Annotated in this window: 15 protein-coding genes, 1 pseudogene and 1 riboswitch; of the genes and pseudogenes, 13 read left to right on the forward strand and 3 right to left on the reverse strand. The window is 71.6% G+C overall.

Features of this window, described 5'->3' with window-relative positions; genetic code table 11:
* The first annotated feature begins 215 nt into the window (after positions 1-215).
* A complete protein-coding gene (gene mfd / locus OG542_RS24080; RefSeq protein ID WP_328413633.1) occupies positions 216-3,749 on the forward strand; it encodes a transcription-repair coupling factor in 3,534 nt (1,177 codons plus the stop codon).
* Between the two features lies 1 nt (position 3,750).
* On the opposite strand, the pseudogene OG542_RS24085 reads toward mfd, so the two are convergent.
* From OG542_RS24085 to OG542_RS24095, 3 genes and pseudogenes are all read right to left on the reverse strand, one after another.
* Positions 3,751-4,095 (reverse strand): annotated as a pseudogene (locus OG542_RS24085) (MerR family transcriptional regulator); the annotation flags it as partial.
* A 26-nt stretch (positions 4,096-4,121) separates the two neighbouring features.
* Positions 4,122-4,895, reverse strand: a complete 774-nt coding sequence (locus tag OG542_RS24090) for an SDR family NAD(P)-dependent oxidoreductase (RefSeq protein WP_311126090.1) — start codon at positions 4,893-4,895, stop codon at positions 4,122-4,124.
* Between the two features lie 130 nt (positions 4,896-5,025).
* The gene (locus OG542_RS24095; RefSeq protein WP_184598173.1) at positions 5,026-5,217 is read right to left on the reverse strand and encodes an antitoxin; all 192 of its coding nucleotides are present in this window, start codon (positions 5,215-5,217) and stop codon (positions 5,026-5,028) included.
* Between the two features lie 137 nt (positions 5,218-5,354).
* Here OG542_RS24095 and OG542_RS24100 point away from each other — a divergent pair, with 137 nt between their 5' ends.
* From OG542_RS24100 to eno, 12 genes are all read left to right on the forward strand, one after another.
* A complete protein-coding gene (locus tag OG542_RS24100) occupies positions 5,355-6,131 on the forward strand; it encodes an HNH endonuclease family protein (RefSeq protein WP_328413634.1) in 777 nt (258 codons plus the stop codon).
* An 84-nt stretch (positions 6,132-6,215) separates the two neighbouring features.
* Entirely contained in the window at positions 6,216-6,920 is a 705-nt protein-coding gene (locus OG542_RS24105; protein ID WP_328413635.1) for a DNA alkylation repair protein, read from the forward strand.
* 29 nt (positions 6,921-6,949) lie between these two features.
* Positions 6,950-8,161, forward strand: coding sequence for an MFS transporter (locus OG542_RS24110; RefSeq protein WP_328413636.1), 1,212 nt, complete (start codon positions 6,950-6,952; stop codon positions 8,159-8,161).
* A gap of 9 nt (positions 8,162-8,170) precedes the next feature.
* Positions 8,171-8,914, forward strand: a complete 744-nt coding sequence (locus tag OG542_RS24115) for a GNAT family N-acetyltransferase (RefSeq protein WP_328413637.1) — start codon at positions 8,171-8,173, stop codon at positions 8,912-8,914.
* Between the two features lie 160 nt (positions 8,915-9,074).
* A complete protein-coding gene (locus OG542_RS24120) occupies positions 9,075-9,689 on the forward strand; it encodes a hypothetical protein (RefSeq protein WP_328413638.1) in 615 nt (204 codons plus the stop codon).
* Positions 9,690-9,727: 38 nt separating this feature from the next.
* Positions 9,728-11,224, forward strand: a complete 1,497-nt coding sequence (locus OG542_RS24125; protein WP_328418077.1) for a serine/threonine-protein kinase — start codon at positions 9,728-9,730, stop codon at positions 11,222-11,224.
* 140 nt (positions 11,225-11,364) lie between these two features.
* A complete protein-coding gene (locus OG542_RS24130; protein WP_193480014.1) occupies positions 11,365-12,012 on the forward strand; it encodes a SurA N-terminal domain-containing protein in 648 nt (215 codons plus the stop codon).
* Between the two features lie 92 nt (positions 12,013-12,104).
* Complete coding sequence (locus OG542_RS24135; RefSeq protein WP_328413639.1) at positions 12,105-13,136, forward strand: nucleoside triphosphate pyrophosphohydrolase; 1,032 nt, start codon at positions 12,105-12,107, stop codon at positions 13,134-13,136.
* 44 nt (positions 13,137-13,180) lie between these two features.
* The gene (locus OG542_RS24140; protein WP_328413640.1) at positions 13,181-14,446 is read left to right on the forward strand and encodes a cytochrome P450 family protein; all 1,266 of its coding nucleotides are present in this window, start codon (positions 13,181-13,183) and stop codon (positions 14,444-14,446) included.
* Positions 14,447-14,593: 147 nt separating this feature from the next.
* Entirely contained in the window at positions 14,594-15,550 is a 957-nt protein-coding gene (locus OG542_RS24145; protein ID WP_328413641.1) for a transglycosylase family protein, read from the forward strand.
* 228 nt (positions 15,551-15,778) lie between these two features.
* A riboswitch (cyclic di-AMP (ydaO/yuaA leader) is annotated at positions 15,779-15,945 on the forward strand.
* A gap of 4 nt (positions 15,946-15,949) precedes the next feature.
* The gene (locus OG542_RS24150; protein ID WP_328413642.1) at positions 15,950-16,639 is read left to right on the forward strand and encodes a transglycosylase family protein; all 690 of its coding nucleotides are present in this window, start codon (positions 15,950-15,952) and stop codon (positions 16,637-16,639) included.
* Positions 16,640-16,896: 257 nt separating this feature from the next.
* A complete protein-coding gene (gene eno, locus OG542_RS24155) occupies positions 16,897-18,177 on the forward strand; it encodes a phosphopyruvate hydratase (RefSeq protein WP_184598191.1) in 1,281 nt (426 codons plus the stop codon).
* Positions 18,178-18,207: the final 30 nt, after the last annotated feature.

An 18,207-nucleotide genomic window follows, 5' to 3' on the forward strand; every position in this document is an offset into this window, starting at 1 on the left:
GGGGGACCGGCGCCGGGGAGTCCAGGACTCCCCGGCGCCGGGTGCTGTGCCGCGGAGCCCCCTGGTGGGCCGGCTCATCGACGCCGAGCACCTGAGGCGGGATGTTGTCCACAGCCCCCGCCGCCCGGCCGCGCAGCGTCGTACGCTGGAGACCCCCGGCCCGCGGCGCGTGTCGGGCCCGTCGTGTTGCCCACCCCTGGACGGAAAAGACCCGAATGAGCCTGCACGGTCTGCTTGACGCCGTAGTCAGAGACGCCGCCCTCGCGGAAGCGATCAGCGCGGCCGCAGACGGCAACCGCATGCACGTCGACCTGGTCGGCCCCCCTGCGGCCCGCCCCTTCGCGGTCGCCGCCCTGGCCCGGGACACGGGCCGCCCGGTGCTGGCGGTGACGGCGACGGGCCGCGAGGCGGAGGACCTGGCCGCGGCCCTGCGCTCCCTCCTCCCGCCGGCGGGAGTGGTGGAGTACCCCTCCTGGGAGACCCTCCCGCACGAGCGGCTCAGCCCCCGCAGCGACACCGTCGGCCGCCGCCTGGCCGTGCTGCGCCGCCTGGCCCACCCCCGCCCCGACGACCCCGAGACCGGGCCGGTCTCCGTCGTCGTGGCGCCCGTCAGGTCCGTGCTCCAGCCGCAGGTCAAGGGCCTGGGCGACCTGGAGCCGGTCTCCCTGAAACCGGGGCAGAGCGTCGACCTCGAGGAGATCGTCGACGCCCTCGCGGCCGCCGCGTACGCGCGCGTGGAGCTGGTCGAGAAGCGCGGCGAGTTCGCCGTGCGCGGCGGCATCCTCGATGTGTTCCCGCCCACCGAGGAACACCCCCTGCGCATCGAGTTCTGGGGCGACGACGTGGAGGAGATCCGCTACTTCAAGGTCGCCGACCAGCGCTCCCTCGAAGTCGCCGAGCACGGTCTGTGGGCGCCGCCGTGCCGCGAACTGCTGCTCACCGAGGACGTCCGCGCGCGGGCGCGTGCCCTGGCCGAACAGCACCCCGAGCTCGGTGAACTGCTCGGCAAGATCGCCGAGGGGATCGCGGTCGAGGGCATGGAGTCCCTCGCTCCGGTTCTGGTCGACGACATGGAGCTGCTGCTCGACGTGCTGCCCCGGGGCGCCATGGCCGTCGTGTGCGATCCGGAGCGGGTCCGCACGCGCGCGTCGGACCTGGTGGCCACCTCGCAGGAGTTCCTGCAGGCCTCCTGGGCGGCCACCGCCGGCGGAGGCGAGGCGCCCATCGACGTCGGCGCGGCCTCCCTGTGGTCCATCGCGGACGTCCGGGACCGGGCCCGCGAGCTGGACATGATGTGGTGGTCGGTGTCGCCGTTCGCCGCGGACGAAGAGTTGGACAAGGACACCCTCAAGCTCGGCATGCACGCCCCGGAGGCCTACCGAGGCGACACCGCCAAGGCCCTCGCCGACACCAAGGGCTGGCTCGCCGACGGCTGGCGCACGGTGTTCGTCACCGAGGGGCACGGACCGGCGGCCCGTACGGTCGAGGTGCTGGGCGGCGAGGGCATCGCGGCCCGCCTCGACGCCGACCTCGCCGAGATCTCACCGTCCCTCGTGCACGTGGCGTGCGGCTCGATCGAGCACGGCTTCGTCGACACGGCCCTCGGACTCGCGGTGCTGACCGAGACCGACCTGACCGGCCAGCGGGCCGCGGGCCGCGACGGGGCCCGGATGCCGGCCCGCCGCCGCAAGACCATCGACCCGCTCACCCTGGAGCCGGGCGACTACATCGTCCACGAGCAGCACGGCGTGGGCCGCTACATCGAGATGGTGCAGCGCACCGTGCAGGGCGCGACCCGCGAGTACCTGGTCGTCGAGTACGCGCCCGCCAAGCGCGGCCAGCCCGGCGACCGCCTCTACATCCCCACCGACCAGCTGGAGCAGATCACCAAGTACGTCGGCGGCGAGGCCCCCACCCTGCACCGCCTGGGCGGCGCCGACTGGACGAAGACGAAGGCCCGCGCGAAGAAGGCCGTCAAGGAGATCGCCGCCGACCTCATCAAGCTCTACAGCGCGCGCATGGCGGCCCCCGGGCACGCCTTCGGGACGGACACCCCCTGGCAGCGCGAGCTGGAGGACGCCTTCCCCTACGCGGAGACGCCCGACCAGCTCACCACCATCGCCGAGGTCAAGGACGACATGGAGAAGACGGTCCCGATGGACCGGCTGATCTGCGGCGACGTCGGCTACGGCAAGACCGAGATCGCGGTCCGGGCCGCCTTCAAGGCCGTCCAGGACGGCAAGCAGGTGGCCGTCCTGGTGCCCACGACCCTGCTGGTGCAGCAGCACTTCGGGACGTTCAGCGAGCGGTACGCGCAGTTCCCGGTCAGCGTGAAGGCGCTCTCCCGCTTCCAGACCGACACCGAGGCCAAGGCGGTCCTGGAGGGCCTGCGCGAGGGCTCGGTGGACATCGTCATCGGCACGCACCGGCTGTTCTCGTCGGAGACGAAGTTCAAGGACCTGGGTCTGGTCATCGTCGACGAGGAGCAGCGCTTCGGCGTCGAGCACAAGGAGCAGCTGAAGAAGCTCCGGGCGAACGTCGACGTCCTGACGATGTCCGCGACCCCGATCCCCAGGACCCTGGAGATGGCGGTCACGGGCATCCGGGAGATGTCGACGATCACCACCCCGCCCGAGGAGCGGCACCCGGTGCTGACCTTCGTGGGCCCCTACGAGGAGCGGCAGATCGGCGCCGCCATCCGCCGTGAACTGCTGCGCGAGGGCCAGGTCTTCTACATCCACAACCGGGTCGAGTCGATCGACCGGGCCGCGGCCCGGCTGCGCGAGATCGTCCCCGAGGCGCGCATCGCCACCGCCCACGGCCAGATGTCGGAGTCGGCGCTGGAGCAGGTCGTCGTCGACTTCTGGGAGAAGAAGTTCGACGTGCTGGTGTCCACGACGATCGTGGAGTCCGGCATCGACATCTCCAACGCGAACACGCTCATCGTGGAGCGCGGCGACAACTTCGGGCTGTCGCAGCTGCACCAGCTGCGCGGCCGGGTGGGCCGAGGCCGCGAGCGCGGGTACGCGTACTTCCTGTACCCGCCGGAGAAGCCGCTGACCGAGACCGCGCACGAGCGGCTCGCGACCATCGCGCAGCACACGGAGATGGGCGCCGGTATGTACGTGGCGATGAAGGACCTGGAGATCCGCGGCGCGGGCAACCTCCTCGGCGGCGAGCAGTCCGGCCACATCGCGGGCGTCGGCTTCGACCTGTACGTACGGATGGTGGGCGAGGCCGTCGCCGACTACCGGCGCCAGCTGGAGACCGGCGAGATCGAGGAGGAGCCGCCGCTCGAGGTCAAGATCGAGCTGCCCGTCGACGCGCATGTCCCGCACGACTACGCGCCCGGCGAGCGGCTCCGCCTCCAGGCCTATCGCGCCATCGCCTCCGCCAACACGGAGGAGGACGTCAAGGCCGTCCGCGAGGAACTCGTCGACCGCTACGGCAAGCTGCCCGAACCGGTGGAGAACCTGCTGCTCGTCGCAGGCCTGCGGATGCTCGCGCGGGCGTGCGGCGTCGGCGAGATCGTGCTCCAGGGCACCAACATCCGCTTCGCGCCGGTGGAGTTGCGCGAATCGCAGGAACTGCGGCTCAAGCGGCTGTATCCCGGGACGGTCATCAAGCCGGCGGTGCACCAGGTGCTGGTGCCGCGCCCGAAGACCGCGAAGGTCGGCGGGAAGCCGCTGGTCGGGCGGGAGTTGCTGGGGTGGGTCGGGGAGTTCCTGACGTCGGTGCTGGGGTCCTGACGCCCCGCGCCTGAAGGACCGCCGCCAGCCGGTCGCGCACCGCCAGCTGCGCGGCGATCCGCGCGTCCAGCACGGCGAGGCGCTCGGCGGCGGTCCGGACGGCCCGGCCGGAGGCGGGTCCGGCCATGACATCGCCGTCCAGGCACGGCAGGAACACCCGTACGTCGTCGAGCGTCAGCCCTACGTCGAGCAGGTTCCGGATGTTGCGGACGCGGACCGCCGCGCCGGCGTCGTACAGGCGGTAGCCGTTCGCGGCACGTTCGGAGGTGATGAGCCCCGCCTGCTCGTAGTGGCGCAGGGCGCGCGGTGTCGTGCCGGTCACTTCGGCGAGTTCGCCGATCCGCATTCGGGGTTGCGCCATGCGCGTCAGTCTCATGTGACGAGCGCGCCGCCGTCCACCGGAAGCACCACGCCGGTGATGAACGAGGCCTGCGGCGAGGCCAGTCGGGCGATCGCCCACGCCACCTCCGCGGGTCGGCCGACCCGGCCGAGCGGCGTGTGGGCGAGCTGCCACGCGCGGATCGCGGCGCGCTGCTCCGGTGTGTGACCGGCGTGCTCGCCGATGGGTGTGTCGATCGCGCCCGGGGCCACGGCGGCGACCCGGACCCCCAACGGGGCGAGCTCCACCGCCCAGCTGCGGGTGAGCACCTCCAGGGCCGCCTTTCCGGCCGCGTACAGGGAGTTGCCGGGCCAGCCGCGCTGTCCCACCGACGTCGTCACGTTCACGATGACACCGCGGCTGTCCTCCAGCGCCGGGAGCGCGGCCTGGGTGAGCAGGACGGGGGCGAGCAGGTTCGTCGCGAGCTGGGGCTCGACGGCGTCGCGCGTGTACGTACGCAGGGACTGGGTGCTGACGATGCCCGCATTGTTCACCAGCACATCGATACGGCCGTGCCGGTCGAGCGCCGTACGGACGATGCTCGCCGGGCCGTCGGCGGCCGTGATGTCGGCGGCGAGCGGGCTGATGCGGGACGGGTCGTGGGCGGCGGTCTCGGCCAGGGGCGCCTCGCGGCGGCCCACCGCCACCACGTGCGCGCCCTCGTCGGCGAACGCGTGGGCGGTGGCCCGGCCTATGCCGGTGCCGGCGCCGGTGACGAGCACGGTGCGCGCGGTCCCGCGCGGGGTCTTCGGATACGGGGATGCCATGCGGGGATCGTCGGACCCTGACGTCGGTGTCAAGGTCAAGCGCTGCGCGGGAAGCCGCCCGCAGAACGTCGGAAGCCGCCCGCAGGAGGTGGCTCTGCGCCTCTGCGGACGGCCTCTGAGGCAAGAGGCCCTACTGCTGTTCCGGCCGGTTGCGGTCGCGGTCCCGGTCCATGCCGAGCGAGTCCTCCATACGCTGCTGCCCGGAGTCGACCTGGTCCTCGTACTTGCCGCCGGTCCTCTCGTTGGCCTTCTGTTCCGCGGTGTCGGAGCCTTGCTTGCCCTTGTGCCGCGCCTGGCTCTTGAACTTGTCGAAGATGCCCATGCAGAACTCCTTCAGAGGTGATTCAGAATCGACGATACGCGCGACATGCGAGGAATGCCCCTTTAGGGCCGGTGTGGTCTGGACCTCTCCCTCGCTACCGTGGGACCAGGCACGGACGAGCAGGGGAGGGGCGCACGGTGACGCGTCTGAGGGGCGGGGCGGCACTGGCTGTCGCGATGGTGTTCGCCGGTTCGACGCTGGCCGGCTGCGAAGGACTGGCCCCGCCCGCGGACGGCGGCGGACCCTCCGGCTCCGGCGCCCCGGCGGCCGGCGACGGGCGGGCGGTGAACCCGCTGGACAACCCGGACGGCACGAAGCCGGGGCTGGCGGCGATCACGTCCACCGCGGACAGGGCGAGGGCACGCGCCGTGATCGAGAAGGTGGGGACGAAGGGGCGCGGCCCCAGGACGGGATACGAACGGGACGAGTTCGGTTACGCCTGGAAGGACTCGGCGCCGCGCGACGTTCCCTTCTCGCACAACGGCTGTGACTCGCGGAACGATCTCCTGAAGCGCGACGGGGAGGACCTCCGATTCCGGTCGGGCTCGGACTGCGTCGTCATGGCACTGACGCTGCACGACCCGTACACCGGGAAGGTCATCGAGTGGACCAAGTCCCGTGCGACGAAGGTCCAGATCGACCACGTCATGCCGCTGTCGTACGACTGGCAGATGGGCGCTTCGCGCTGGACGAAGGACAAGCGGGAGTCCATCGCCAACGACCCGCTCAACCTCGTCCCGGTGGACGGCCCGACCAACAGCTCGAAGGGCGACTCCGGCCCGGCGTCCTGGCTGCCACCGAACAAGACGATCCGCTGCTCCTACTCGGTGCGCTTCGCCCAGGTGTCGCTGAAGTACGACCTGCCCGTGACGGCGGCCGACAAGGAGATGATGCTGCGGCAGTGCGCGGGGTGAAGGGGCTGGGCCGTGTCCGCAAAGTCCCGTCGTCCGTCCGCGGGGCAGGCGGGACTTTGCGGACACGGGCTAGCGTCCTTCGTCATGACGGCCGATTCGCTCGACGCCCTGCGGACCGAGCTCCGGGGCATGGCGGAGCCGGGGATCAGAGTGCAGCAACTGCGGGTGCTCCGTCCCCCGGAGGACGACGAACTGCTCGGCGTGCGCGTCCCCGTGCTGCGCGGGCTGGCCCGGGCGTACCGGGATCTGGCGCTGGAGGACGTGGAGGTGCTGCTGCGCAGCCGCGTCCACGAGGAGCGGCTGGCCGGACTTCTCGTCCTGGGCGAGCGGATGCGGACGGCGCGCGGCGCGGAGCGTGCGGTGCTGGTCGGCTTCTATCTGGCGCACACCGGCTGTGTGGACAACTGGGACCTGGTGGACGCTTCCGCGCATGTCGTGCTCGGGCCGTGGCTGGTGGACGGGCCGGCGGACGCCTTGGACATCCTGGACCGACTGGCCGCGTCATCGTGGTTGTGGGACCGCAGGATCGCCGTGGTCGCCACGCTGGCGTTGATCCGCGAGGGACGTTTCGAGCCGACGCTCCGCCTGGTGCGCGGGTTGTGCCGGGACCCGGAACCGCTGATCCACAAGGCGCTCGGCTGGATGCTGCGCGAGATCGGCCGCCGGGACGCGCCACGGCTGGTGGCGTTCCTCGAACGCCACCAGGCCGAACTGCCGCGCATCACCGTGCGCTGTGCGACCGAGCTGCTCCCGGCGGGCGAGCGGGCCCGATTCGTGCGCACGCGATAGTGCGTACGACAGAGAAGGGGGAGCGAAGGATGCCGACCGGACTCATAGCCCTGGCACTCGGCGGCTTCGGCATCGGACTCACCGAGTTCCTGATCGCCGGCCTGCTGCCGCAGGTGGCGTCGAGCCTCGAGGTGTCGGAGGCAGCCGCCGGGTGGCTGATCTCCGGGTACGCCTTGAGTGTCGCGGTGGGAGCGATCGCGCTGACCGCGGCGACGGCACGGCTGCCCCGCAAGCCGGTTCTGGTCGGCCTGGTCGCGTTGTTCGTCATCGGCAACCTGCTCTCCGCCATCGCGCCGGACTATCCGGTGATGCTGCTCGGGCGGATCGTTGCGGCGCTGTGCCACGGCTCGTTCTTCGGGATCGGCTCGCTGGTCGCGCGGAGTCTGGTCGCGCCGGAGAAGAAGTCCCGGGCCGTGGCGGTCATGTTCGCCGGGCTGACGGTCGCGAACGTGCTGGGCGTGCCGTTCGGCGCGCTCGTCGGTGAACGCTGGGGCTGGCGGGCGGCGTTCTGGGCGGTCACGGCGATCGGCGTGCTCGCACTGGCGGGAATCGCCACGCTCGTCCCCGGCCGGGCGGGGGAGCAAGGGTCGGCACCGCCCAGCGGTCTACGGGACCAGCTCCGGGCCTTCCGGTCCTCGCAGGTCTGGCTGACCCTGGCGGCCACCGCGCTGAGCTACGGCGGCATGTTCGGCGCGTTCAGCTACATCGCGTACACGTTCACCGAGGTCAGCGGCTTCGCCCCGGCGGATGTCGCCTGGCTGCTGATGGTGTACGGCGTCGGCCTGGTCGTCGGGAACCTGGTCGGCGGGCGCGCGGCCGACCGCGACCGGGATCGCGCCCTGGTCCTGGCCCTGCTCGGACTCACCCTCACCCTGGCCCTGTTCGGGCTGCTGGCCGGCAGCGCCGCCGCGTCCGTCGTCCTGGTGTTCCTGATGGGGGTGACCGGGTTCGCCAGTGTGCCCGGCATGATCACCCGCGTCACCGACGTCGCCCACGGCGCGGCACTGGCCGCCAGTGCCAACGTCTCCGCGTCCAACGTCGGCAACGCCCTCGGCGCCTGGCTCGGCGGCCTGGCCATCTCCGCGGGCCTCGGCTACACCGCACCGCTCTACGTCGGCGCCGGGATCGCCCTGACCTCTGTCGTCGTCATGATGGTGGCCGCACGCCGGGCCAGGTCGCCCCAGGCGGCAGACCGGTCCCCACCAGGTAATTCGGTTCCGGGTGTTCGCCCGCTCGCCTAACGTGATCGCATGCAGCCGAAGATATCGAGCCTCGCCGACCGCCCGGACATGCTGGAGCGGGTCGTCGGGATGGCGGACAGCTGGCCGGAGTTCGTGATCCAGGACCTCGTGGGCGCCGCGCACTATCCGCGGATCGCCACCGAACTCCCCGAGTACGTCCTGTTCGCCGAGGACGAGCGGGGTGAGGTCGTGGCGAGCGCCTTCAGCGTGCCCTTCGCTCTCGGCGCCGAGGGCCGCGGCGAACTGCCCGCGGGCGGCTGGGACACGGTCCTCGTATGGGCCTTCTCCGACGTGCGCCGTGGTGTCCGCCCCGACACCGTCAGCGCGATCTCGGTGTCCATCGCCCCGCACGCGCAGGGCCGCGGCCTGTCCGCCGTGATGCTCTCGGCCATGCGTGACAACGCCCGGGCCCGCGGATTCCGCGAGGTCGTCGCCCCGGTCCGCCCCAACGCCAAGCACCTGGAACCGCACACCCCCATCGAGGAGTACGCCCACCGCGTACGCCCCGACGGCCTGCCCCAGGACCCGTGGCTGCGCGTCCACGCCCGGGCCGGCGCCACCATCGACTCCGTGGCACCCGCTTCCATGACGGTGGCCGCCTCACTGGCGCACTGGCGCCGCTGGACGGGACTGCCCTTCGACACCGAGGGCGACATCGAGGTGCCCGGCGGCCTGGTGCCGGTGCGCTGCGAGCCCGCGCGCGGTTACGCGGTGTACGTCGAGCCCAACGTGTGGATGCGGCACCCCTTGTGAGCGCCGGGCAGGAGGTGTGACGGGCGCGACGTGATCAGCATGACAACGGTTCGGTACAACCCGTGACGGGTTGTCCGTGTCCGGCTATACGCTCGGACTCCCAACCGAGCTCTGTCACTCGCACCCCGTCCCCATCGGCTACACCGGTCCAGGAGCAGTCATGTACGGCCACGGCGCGGCGCCGCCTCCCCGCAGCGCGGCAACGGTCATCTCCCTGCGCGTGCTGTTCGCCGCGGCCGGTTTCCTCACGTGCGGCGTGCTGGCCTGCGTACCGCTGTTCCGGGTGGCCGTCCTGCGGGGACGGGTCCTCGACTGGGCGCTGGCCTGGGTGAGTCTGCCCCTGGCCATCGCGTGCTTCGCGGTGATCGGCGCACTGCCGGAGGGCGACTACCGGACCGACATCGCGCTGGCCGTGGTGTTGCTGCTGGGCCTGGGCGCCACGATCTACTTCCTGATCGTGGACATCGGTCACCACAGCGGACCCCGGCAGTTCGCCGGCTACCCGTCACCCCAGGCGCAGACGGCGGTGCACACCCCGTACGGCTATCCGCACCCCGCGCCGCCCTACGCCCCCACGTCCACGCCGGTCCCGCGGCAGCCGCCGCACCCACCCGTCGCCGGCGACACCCCGCCCGGCCCCGTACCGCCGTCGCCGCAGCGCCCCGCCCCCGCCCGCATCGACCAGGTACGCGCCGAACTCGACGAACTCAGCGACTACCTGCGCCGGCACGAGGGCGAAGGCCACCGGGACGGCACCGCCGAGGGCGGCAGGTGAGCGCGGCGGCAGGACGTGTCGTCGCCGGCCGCTACGAGCTGTCCACGCTCCTCGGCCAGGGCGGCATGGGCCAGGTCTGGACGGCGTACGACCAGCGGCTCGACCGGCGCGTGGCGGTGAAGCTGCTGCGCCCCGACAAGGTGGCCGGGCAGGACGCGGAGGAGCTGCGCCGCCGCTTCGTGCGCGAGTGCCGGGTGACCGCGCAGGTCGACCACCCGGGCCTGGTCACGGTGCACGACGCGGGCAGCGAGGGCGAGGAGCTGTTCCTCGTCATGCAGTACATCGACGGCGCCGACCTCGCCGACCATCTCGCCGAGCGCGACCCGTACCCCTGGCAGTGGGCGGTGGCTGTCGCCGCGCAACTGTGCGCCGTGCTCAGCGCCGTGCACGCCGTGCCGATCGTCCACCGCGACCTCAAGCCGCGCAACGTGATGGTGAAGCAGGACGGCACGGTCACCGTCCTCGACCTCGGCGTCGCCTCCGTCATGGACGCCGACACCACCCGCCTCACCCACACCGGCACCCCCATCGGTTCGCCCGCCTACATGGCCCCCGAACAGGCGATGGGCGGCGCGGTCGGCCCGTACACCGACCTGTACGCCCTCGGGGTCGTCCTGCACGAACTGCTCAGCGGCGACGTGCCCTTCGCCGGCTCCACCGCACTCGGTGTACTGCACCGGCACCTGTACGAGCCCCCGCTGCCCGTACGCCGCATCCGCTCCGAGGTCCCCGAGGCCTTGGAGGCCCTCGTGCTGCGCCTCCTCGCCAAGGACCCGCAGCACCGGCCCGCCTCCGCGCAGGAGGCGTACGAGCATCTGGAGCTGCTCCTGCCCGCGCGCGGGACGCCCACCGGAGCACCCCTCGACCCCACCCGCCCGTTCCTGCGCCCGCACGCCCCCTGGCCGGACCGAGCGCGCACCCCGGCGCCCCAGCCCGCGCCCGCCACGCCCGTCACCGAGACGCCGGGGAAGACGGACATCGCCCGCGCCGTCGACGAGGTCAAACGGCTGCTCGGCGAGGGCCGCATCACCCAGGCCGTCGACATCCTCGGCGCGACCCTGCCCGCCGCCGCCGAACAGCACGGCGAGCACTCCCCGGTCGTACGCACCCTGCGCAAGCAGTACGCGGCCACGCTCCTGGACGACGGTCAGTACCGGCGCGCCCTGCCCGAGCTGCGCCGCCTCGCCGACGAACGCGCAGCCGAGGCCGGCCAGGCCGACCCGCAGTCCCTGCGCTTCCGCTACGAGGCCGCCCAGTGCCTGGAACAGCTGGGCGAACCGGCCGCCGCGCTCGCCGAGTACCGGGCGGTGCTGCCCTACTACGAGAACCAGTACGTCGCCGCCGGCGGTCCCGAGCTCGCGCACGACGTCCGCCGCCGCATCGGGCACCTCCTGCTCGCCCTCGGCGACCGCGGCGCCGCCCACGACACACTCGCCCGGCTGCTGCACGACGTGGAGCGCACCCACGGCCCCGGCCACCCGCTGGGCGCGGAGATCCGCCGGACGCTGCGGTGGCTGGGGCAGGTGCGAGGCTAGCCCGCCTCGGGGCGGCGTGCCGGTGCCGGAAGTCCTGGTGAATCGTTGGTCGAATGGGTTGGCCAGAGCTCGCCCACTGCCTAACATCGATCAACGCAAGACCTTGTGCACCGTCGCACAATCTCCTCGGGAGGTTCCCCTTGCACCGCCGCCGTCGCACCGCGCTCGTCCTCACCGCCGCGATCGCCGCAGCGGCGCCCCTCCTCACCGCCTGCGGAAACGACGCGCATCCCGGCGCCGCGGCCGTGGTCGGCGGGCAGCGGATCACCGTCTCCCAGCTGGAGGAACGGGTCGGCGAGGTACGCGCGGCCCAGCGGGCCACCGTGCGGAACGACGCCCAGTACCAGCAGGCCATCGCCCGGACCGGCACCCTCACCCGCGACACCCTGCACACCATGATCCTCGACCGGGTGCTGCACCGCGCCGCCGAGGACGCCGGTGTGACCGTCACCCGCAGGGAGATCCAGGAGATGCGGTCCGGCCTGGAGGAGCAGGCCGGCGGTGCCGAGGGGCTGGAGACGACCTGGCTCCAGCAGTACGGCATCCCGCCGGAGCGCCTGGACGAGAACCTCCGCCTCCAGCTCGAGGCCCAGAAGCTCGCCGAGAAACTCGGCACCGACACCAGCCGCCCCGAGTTCTGGAAGGCCCTGTCCGACGCCTCCAAGGACCTGAACGTCGACCTCAACCCGCGCTACGGCGCCTGGGACGTCCAGAAGAGCAGCCGCGCCGACGCCAAGACGCCGTGGGTGCGGGATGTGACGACGGCCCAGACGCAGCAGGGCATGTAGGGACGCCGCAGCGGCGCCGCAGGGGCGCACCCGTCCTCCGGGGCCTGTGGATAACTTCTGGGGCCGTCGGCGGCGTGGGATAGCTTCGAATCGTGAACGCCAACAGTCCCGAAGCCACCCCGCGCCCCGAGCAGGCCACCCCCGGCACGGCCGCCGCCCCCGGCCGCATCGTCCTGCTCACCACCAGCCACCGCGTCGCCCCCGGCCTGCTGTCCTGGCCCGCCTGGCAGGCACTGCACGCGGCCGACCAGGTGCTGTGCGCGGACGGCACCCACCCGCAGCTCCCGTATCTGCGCGAGGCGGGGATCACCGTCGACGAGGCGTCCCCGGCCGCCCAGGAGCTGGTCGACGCCTGTGCCGGGGGCCGCACGGTGGTCGTCGTGGCGACGGGCGAGGGCGAGCCGGCCCTGACGGACGGCCTGGCGCGCCTGGCCGGCACCGGCCGCGTCGACATGCCCGAGCTGGAGCTGCTCCCCGCCTCCTACGACCTGCCGGGCGCCCGCCTCCTCGACCTGGTCCAGGTCATGGACCGCATCCGCGCCGAGTGCCCCTGGTCGTCCCGGCAGACCCACATGGGCCTGGCGAAGTACGGCATCGAGGAGGCGTACGAACTCGTCGAGGCGATCGAGGAGGGCGACCGCGACGAGCTGCGCGAGGAGCTCGGAGACGTCCTCCTCCAGGTCGTCTTCCACGCCCGCATCGCCGAGGAAGGCCGCCCGGAAGATGGGGAGGCCCCCTTCTCCATCGACGACGTGGCCGGCGGCATCGTCGCCAAGCTGATCCACCGCCACCCGCACGTCTTCGGCGACGAGACGGCCACCACCCCCGAGGAGGTCAAGGAGCACTGGCTGCGCACCAAGGCGGTCGAGAAGCAGCGCACCTCCGTCACCGAGGGCATCCCCCTCGGCCAGCCAGGCCTGGCCCTCGCCGCCAAGCTGGCCTCCCGGGCCCGCACCGCGAACCTGGACATACCGCTCCCACCCGTCGAAGGCATCGGCTACGACCTCCTGGCCCTGGCGGTCCGCGCCGAGTCGGAGGGAGTGGACCCGGAGGCGGCCCTGAGGGCGGCGGCCCGCGCGTACCGGGACGCGATCAGGGAGACCGAGGGCGGAGACCGGGCCTGAGACCGACGGGCGTGACGCGCTCCGCCGCTGCGTAGGGTCATGGCATGCAACATGAAGTGCCCGGGGTGCCCGAGCTGTTTTCGTGGGAGTTCGCCACCGACCCCTACCCTGCCTACGCCTGGCTCCGCGAGCACGCCCCCGTGCACCGGACCAAGCTCCCCAGCGGTGTGGAGGCCTGGCTGGTCACGCGGTACGCCGATGCCAAGCAGACCCTCGCCGACAACCGTCTCTCCAAGAACCCGGCGCATCACCACGAACCCGCGCACGCCAAGGGCAAGACCGGTATCCCCGGGGAGCGCAAGGCCGAGTTGATGACGCATCTGCTCAACATCGATCCGCCGGACCACACCCGGCTGCGGCGGCTCGTGTCCAAGGCGTTCACGCCCCGCCGGGTCGCCGAGTTCGAGCAGCGGGTTCAGGAGCTCACCGACGGTCTCATCGACGGGTTCGCGGAGCGGGGGTCCGCCGACCTGATCCACGAGTTCGCCTTCCCGCTCCCCATCTACGCCATCTGCGACCTGCTCGGCGTCCCCCGCGAGGACCAGGACGACTTCCGGGACTGGGCGGGCATGATGATCCGTCACCAGGGCGGACCCCGGGGCGGCGTGGCGCGGTCCGTGAAGAAGATGCGCGGCTACCTCGCCGACCTCATCCACCGCAAGCGGGAGGCGCTGCCCGCCGAACCCACCCCCGGCGAGGACCTCATCTCCGGTCTCATCCGCGCCTCCGACCACGGCGAGCACCTCACCGAGAACGAGGCCGCAGCCATGGCCTTCATCCTGCTGTTCGCCGGTTTCGAGACGACCGTGAACCTGATCGGCAACGGAACCTACGCCCTGCTCACCCACCCCGAGCAGCGCACCCGGCTCCAGGCCTCCCTCGCCGCCGGGGAGAGAGGCCTCCTGGAGACCGGCGTCGAGGAACTCCTGCGCTTCGACGGCCCCGTCGAGCTCGCCACCTGGCGCTTCGCCACGCAGCCGCTCACCATCGGAGGGCAGCACATCGAGGCCGGCGACCCGGTGCTCGTCGTCCTGGCCGCCGCGGACCGGGACCCGGAGCGGTTCGCCGATCCGGACGTGCTCGACCTCGCCCGCCGCGACAACCAGCACCTCGGGTATGGCCACGGCATCCACTACTGCCTCGGCGCCCCCCTCGCCCGTCTGGAGGGCCAGACCGCCCTCGCCACGCTCCTCACCCGCCTCCCGGACCTCCGGCTCGCGGCCGACCCGGCCGAGCTGAGGTGGCGCGGCGGCCTGATCATGCGCGGGCTGCGCACCCTGCCGGTGGAGTTCACGCCCGCCCAAAGGTGACACGCCGTCAGGACTGTGATCTTCACGTGATCTACGCGGCATTAACTTGTGACAAGTGATCGTCTGCCTATACGTTCACCCATCATCAGCGCGGCCTGGGAAATCCGGCGCCGCGCCGGTCACTGCCCTCTTGCGAAAGGTCTCCGTATGCTCTCCGGGAACGGTCGGCACCGTCGCCCCCGCCAGGCTCCGGCTCTCCTCGTCGCGGCCGGAGTGACCGGCTCCGCCATCGCGATCCCGCTCCTCGGAGCCTCCGGCGCCAGCGCGGCCGACGGCACGACCTGGGACCGGATCGCGGACTGCGAGACCGGCGGCGCCTGGAGCCAGAACAGCGGCAACGGATACTTCGGCGGCCTGCAGTTGTCCCAGGAGGACTGGGAGAACCACGGCGGCCTCGACTACGCCCCGAGCGCCGACCTGGCCAGCCGTTCCCAGCAGATAGCCGTGGCCGAGAGAATCCTCGCCGACCAGGGAGCCGGCGCCTGGCGTACCTGCGGACTGCTCTCCGGCCTCGAGCAGGACAAGAAGTCGTCTGACTCGGATGACTCGTCTGGTTCGTCGGATTCATCCGGATTGCTCGACTCCCTCGGTTCCTCCCCTTCGCCGTCCGACTCGCCGACCCCTGACGAGTCGTCGACCTCGAAGGACGATTCCGCTACGTCCGACAAGTCGCCCGACTCCGAGGAGTCCGCTTCGCGGGACCAGGAGCCCGACAGCTCCCCGTCGACGACGCCCGAGCGTGACAGGTCCGGCAACTCGCGGCAGGACGACGACTCTTCGGCTCTCACCGAGACCGGCACCGACACCGGCTCCGGCCGTCACCGCGGCCCCAGTGCCGACGAAACCCAAACGCCCGAGAACGGCCGCACGGACGACTCCACGGGCCGTCACGCCTCGCGCGACGAGGAGGGCTCCCGCGACACGTCCGAGGGTGCCTACATCGTGGGTATCGGCGACAGTCTCTGGTCCATCGCCGACTCCCTTGACGTCAGCGGCGGATGGCACGAGCTCTATGACGGCAACAAGAAGGCTGTCGGTACCGACCCGAACCTCATCCGCCCCGGTCAGACGCTCACGGTAGAGGGCGAAGCGGGCGAGAAGTAGTTGTTCGGGCAGTGCGGAAACAGGGGCGGAAGTCGCCCCGAACCCGCGCGAGTTCGCGTCATGATTCGCGGCTAATGTCCCGTTTGGGGTCCGTGAGAGATAGATCTCAGAAGCCCTGATCGTCTTTGAAATTCGGCGGATCGCGTGGCTACGGTCGGGACCGCTCGTCACCACGAGCCCCGGCTGCCGCAACGCCGAATCCTGCCAGCGGCCGTACGGGAACAGTCGTCGCGTCAAGCGCCGTAGGCAGGAGCGGGGGACCCAAGGTAAGTGCCCGACCGGCCGGTTGCGCCGGAAGGGCTTGGGGTGAAGCCGTGTCCCGGGAGGGGCGCGGCCGGGCAACTCAACCGGCCCGAACCCGACAGCTCACCTCGCAGGCGTCGGTGAGGGGATCCTTCCATGCTGTTTTCCAGCAAGGGCAAGCACCGCCGTCCGTCCAAGGCCAGCCGTGCCATCGCCGTCGCCGGTGTCACCGGCGCCGCTGTCGCCGCCCCGCTGATGGCGGCCGGCGGCGCTTCCGCCGCCACCGCCTCCGAGTGGGACGCCGTCGCCCAGTGCGAGGCCGGCGGCAACTGGTCCATCAACACCGGCAACGGCTACTACGGCGGTCTGCAGTTCTCCGCCTCCACCTGGTCCGGCTACGGCGGTACCAAGTACGCCGCCACCGCCGACCAGGCCACCAAGGAGCAGCAGATCGAGATCGGCGAGAAGGTCCTCGCGGGCCAGGGCAAGGGTGCCTGGCCGGTCTGCGGCAAGGGCCTGTCGAGCGCCGGCTACAGCGGCGGCGGCTCCTCCTCGAGCGACTCCGGCAGCTCCTCGCAGCAGAGCACCGAGTCCCGCGAGACCCAGCAGCAGCCGGCCTCCCGCTCCGACGAGCGCCCGGCCGCCAAGAAGACCGTCACCACCCCGACCGGCAAGAAGGTCAAGAAGGGCGACGGCGAGTACAAGGTCGTCAAGGGCGAGACCCTCAGCTCGATCGCGGCGGACGAGAAGGTCGAGGGCGGCTGGGAGAAGCTGTTCCAGCTGAACAAGGACATCGTCGAGGACGCCAACCTCATCTACCCGGGCCAGCAGCTGCACCTGAAGTAAGCAGCGGCTCTCAAGGGCTCCCCGCCCCGGCGCGTGTTCCCCCGTACGCGCCGGGGCGGGGTTTCTTCTGCCGGACTTTTCCGTCACCGTCTTTGTTCCGTTCGGAAACAATTTACTCTCGGTTCTGTCCATGGGGTGGGCGACCCGGTGGCCGATCGGCCCGAGCCGGTTAGGCTCATGTCGCGAGCCACCACGGCCCGCACCTCGCCGGGTCCACGCGACCCGCGTACCCAGCGTCACATCAGAAGGAGATGCTCGTGCCGTCCATCGACGTCGTCGTAGCCCGGGAAATCCTGGACTCCCGAGGCAACCCCACGGTCGAGGTCGAGGTCGGCCTCGACGACGGCAGCACCGGTCGTGCCGCCGTCCCGTCCGGCGCCTCCACGGGCGCCTTCGAGGCCATCGAGCTGCGTGACGGCGACTCGAACCGCTACCTGGGCAAGGGTGTGGAGAAGGCCGTCCTCGCGGTCATCGAGCAGATCGGCCCGGAGCTCGTCGGCTACGACGCCACCGAGCAGCGCCTGATCGACCAGGCGATGTTCGACCTGGACGCCACCGACAACAAGGGCTCCCTCGGCGCCAACGCCATCCTCGGCGTCTCCCTCGCCGTCGCCCACGCCGCCTCCGAGGCCAGCGACCTGCCGCTCTTCCGCTACCTGGGCGGCCCGAACGCGCACCTGCTGCCGGTGCCGATGATGAACATCCTGAACGGCGGCTCGCACGCCGACTCCAACGTGGACATCCAGGAGTTCATGATCGCCCCGATCGGCGCGGAGTCCTTCTCCGAGGCGCTGCGCTGGGGCGCCGAGGTCTACCACACGCTGAAGAAGGTCCTGAAGAGCAAGGGCCTGGCCACCGGCCTCGGCGACGAGGGCGGCTTCGCCCCCAACCTCGGCTCCAACCGCGAGGCCCTCGACCTCATCCTCGAGGCGATCAAGGAGGCCGGCTACACGCCCGGCGAGCAGATCGCCCTCGCCCTCGACGTGGCCGCGTCCGAGTTCTACAAGGACGGCGCCTACACCTTCGAGGGCAAGACGCGCTCCGCCGCCGAGATGACCGAGTACTACGCCGAGCTCGTCGACGCGTACCCGCTCGTCTCCATCGAGGACCCGCTGTACGAGGACGACTGGGACGGCTGGAAGACCATCACCGACAAGCTCGGCGACAAGGTCCAGCTCGTCGGCGACGACCTGTTCGTCACCAACCCCGAGCGTCTGGCCCGCGGCATCGACGAGAACGCCGCCAACGCGCTCCTGGTCAAGGTCAACCAGATCGGCTCGCTGACCGAGACCCTGGACGCCGTCGAGCTGGCCCAGCGCAACGGCTTCAAGTGCATGATGTCCCACCGCTCCGGCGAGACCGAGGACGTCACCATCGCCGACCTGGCCGTCGCCACCAACTGCGGCCAGATCAAGACCGGCGCCCCGGCCCGCTCCGAGCGCGTCGCCAAGTACAACCAGCTGCTGCGCATCGAGGAGATCCTCGACGACGCGGCGGTCTACGCCGGCCGCAGCGCCTTCCCGCGCTTCAAGGGCTGACGCACAGCTTCATAGGAAGCGTCGTACGTA

This window comes from Streptomyces violaceus (assembly GCF_036014075.1).
GTDB classification, from domain to species: Bacteria; Actinomycetota; Actinomycetes; order Streptomycetales; family Streptomycetaceae; genus Streptomyces; species Streptomyces violaceus.

Bases quoted from the DNA above. Each gene is read 5' to 3' on its own strand.
- mfd (WP_328413633.1), top strand. From the start codon at position 216: ATGAGCCTGCACGGTCTGCTTGACGCCGTAGTCAGAGACGCCGCCCTC.
- OG542_RS24095 (WP_184598173.1), bottom strand. From the start codon at position 5,217: ATGGGCATCTTCGACAAGTTCAAGAGCCAGGCGCGGCACAAGGGCAAG.
- OG542_RS24105 (WP_328413635.1), top strand. From the start codon at position 6,216: ATGACGGCCGATTCGCTCGACGCCCTGCGGACCGAGCTCCGGGGCATG.
- OG542_RS24120 (WP_328413638.1), top strand. From the start codon at position 9,075: ATGTACGGCCACGGCGCGGCGCCGCCTCCCCGCAGCGCGGCAACGGTC.
- OG542_RS24090 (WP_311126090.1), bottom strand. From the start codon at position 4,895: ATGGCATCCCCGTATCCGAAGACCCCGCGCGGGACCGCGCGCACCGTG.
- OG542_RS24145 (WP_328413641.1), top strand. From the start codon at position 14,594: ATGCTCTCCGGGAACGGTCGGCACCGTCGCCCCCGCCAGGCTCCGGCT.
- OG542_RS24150 (WP_328413642.1), top strand. From the start codon at position 15,950: ATGCTGTTTTCCAGCAAGGGCAAGCACCGCCGTCCGTCCAAGGCCAGC.
- OG542_RS24115 (WP_328413637.1), top strand. From the start codon at position 8,171: ATGCAGCCGAAGATATCGAGCCTCGCCGACCGCCCGGACATGCTGGAG.
- OG542_RS24140 (WP_328413640.1), top strand. From the start codon at position 13,181: ATGCAACATGAAGTGCCCGGGGTGCCCGAGCTGTTTTCGTGGGAGTTC.
- OG542_RS24110 (WP_328413636.1), top strand. From the start codon at position 6,950: ATGCCGACCGGACTCATAGCCCTGGCACTCGGCGGCTTCGGCATCGGA.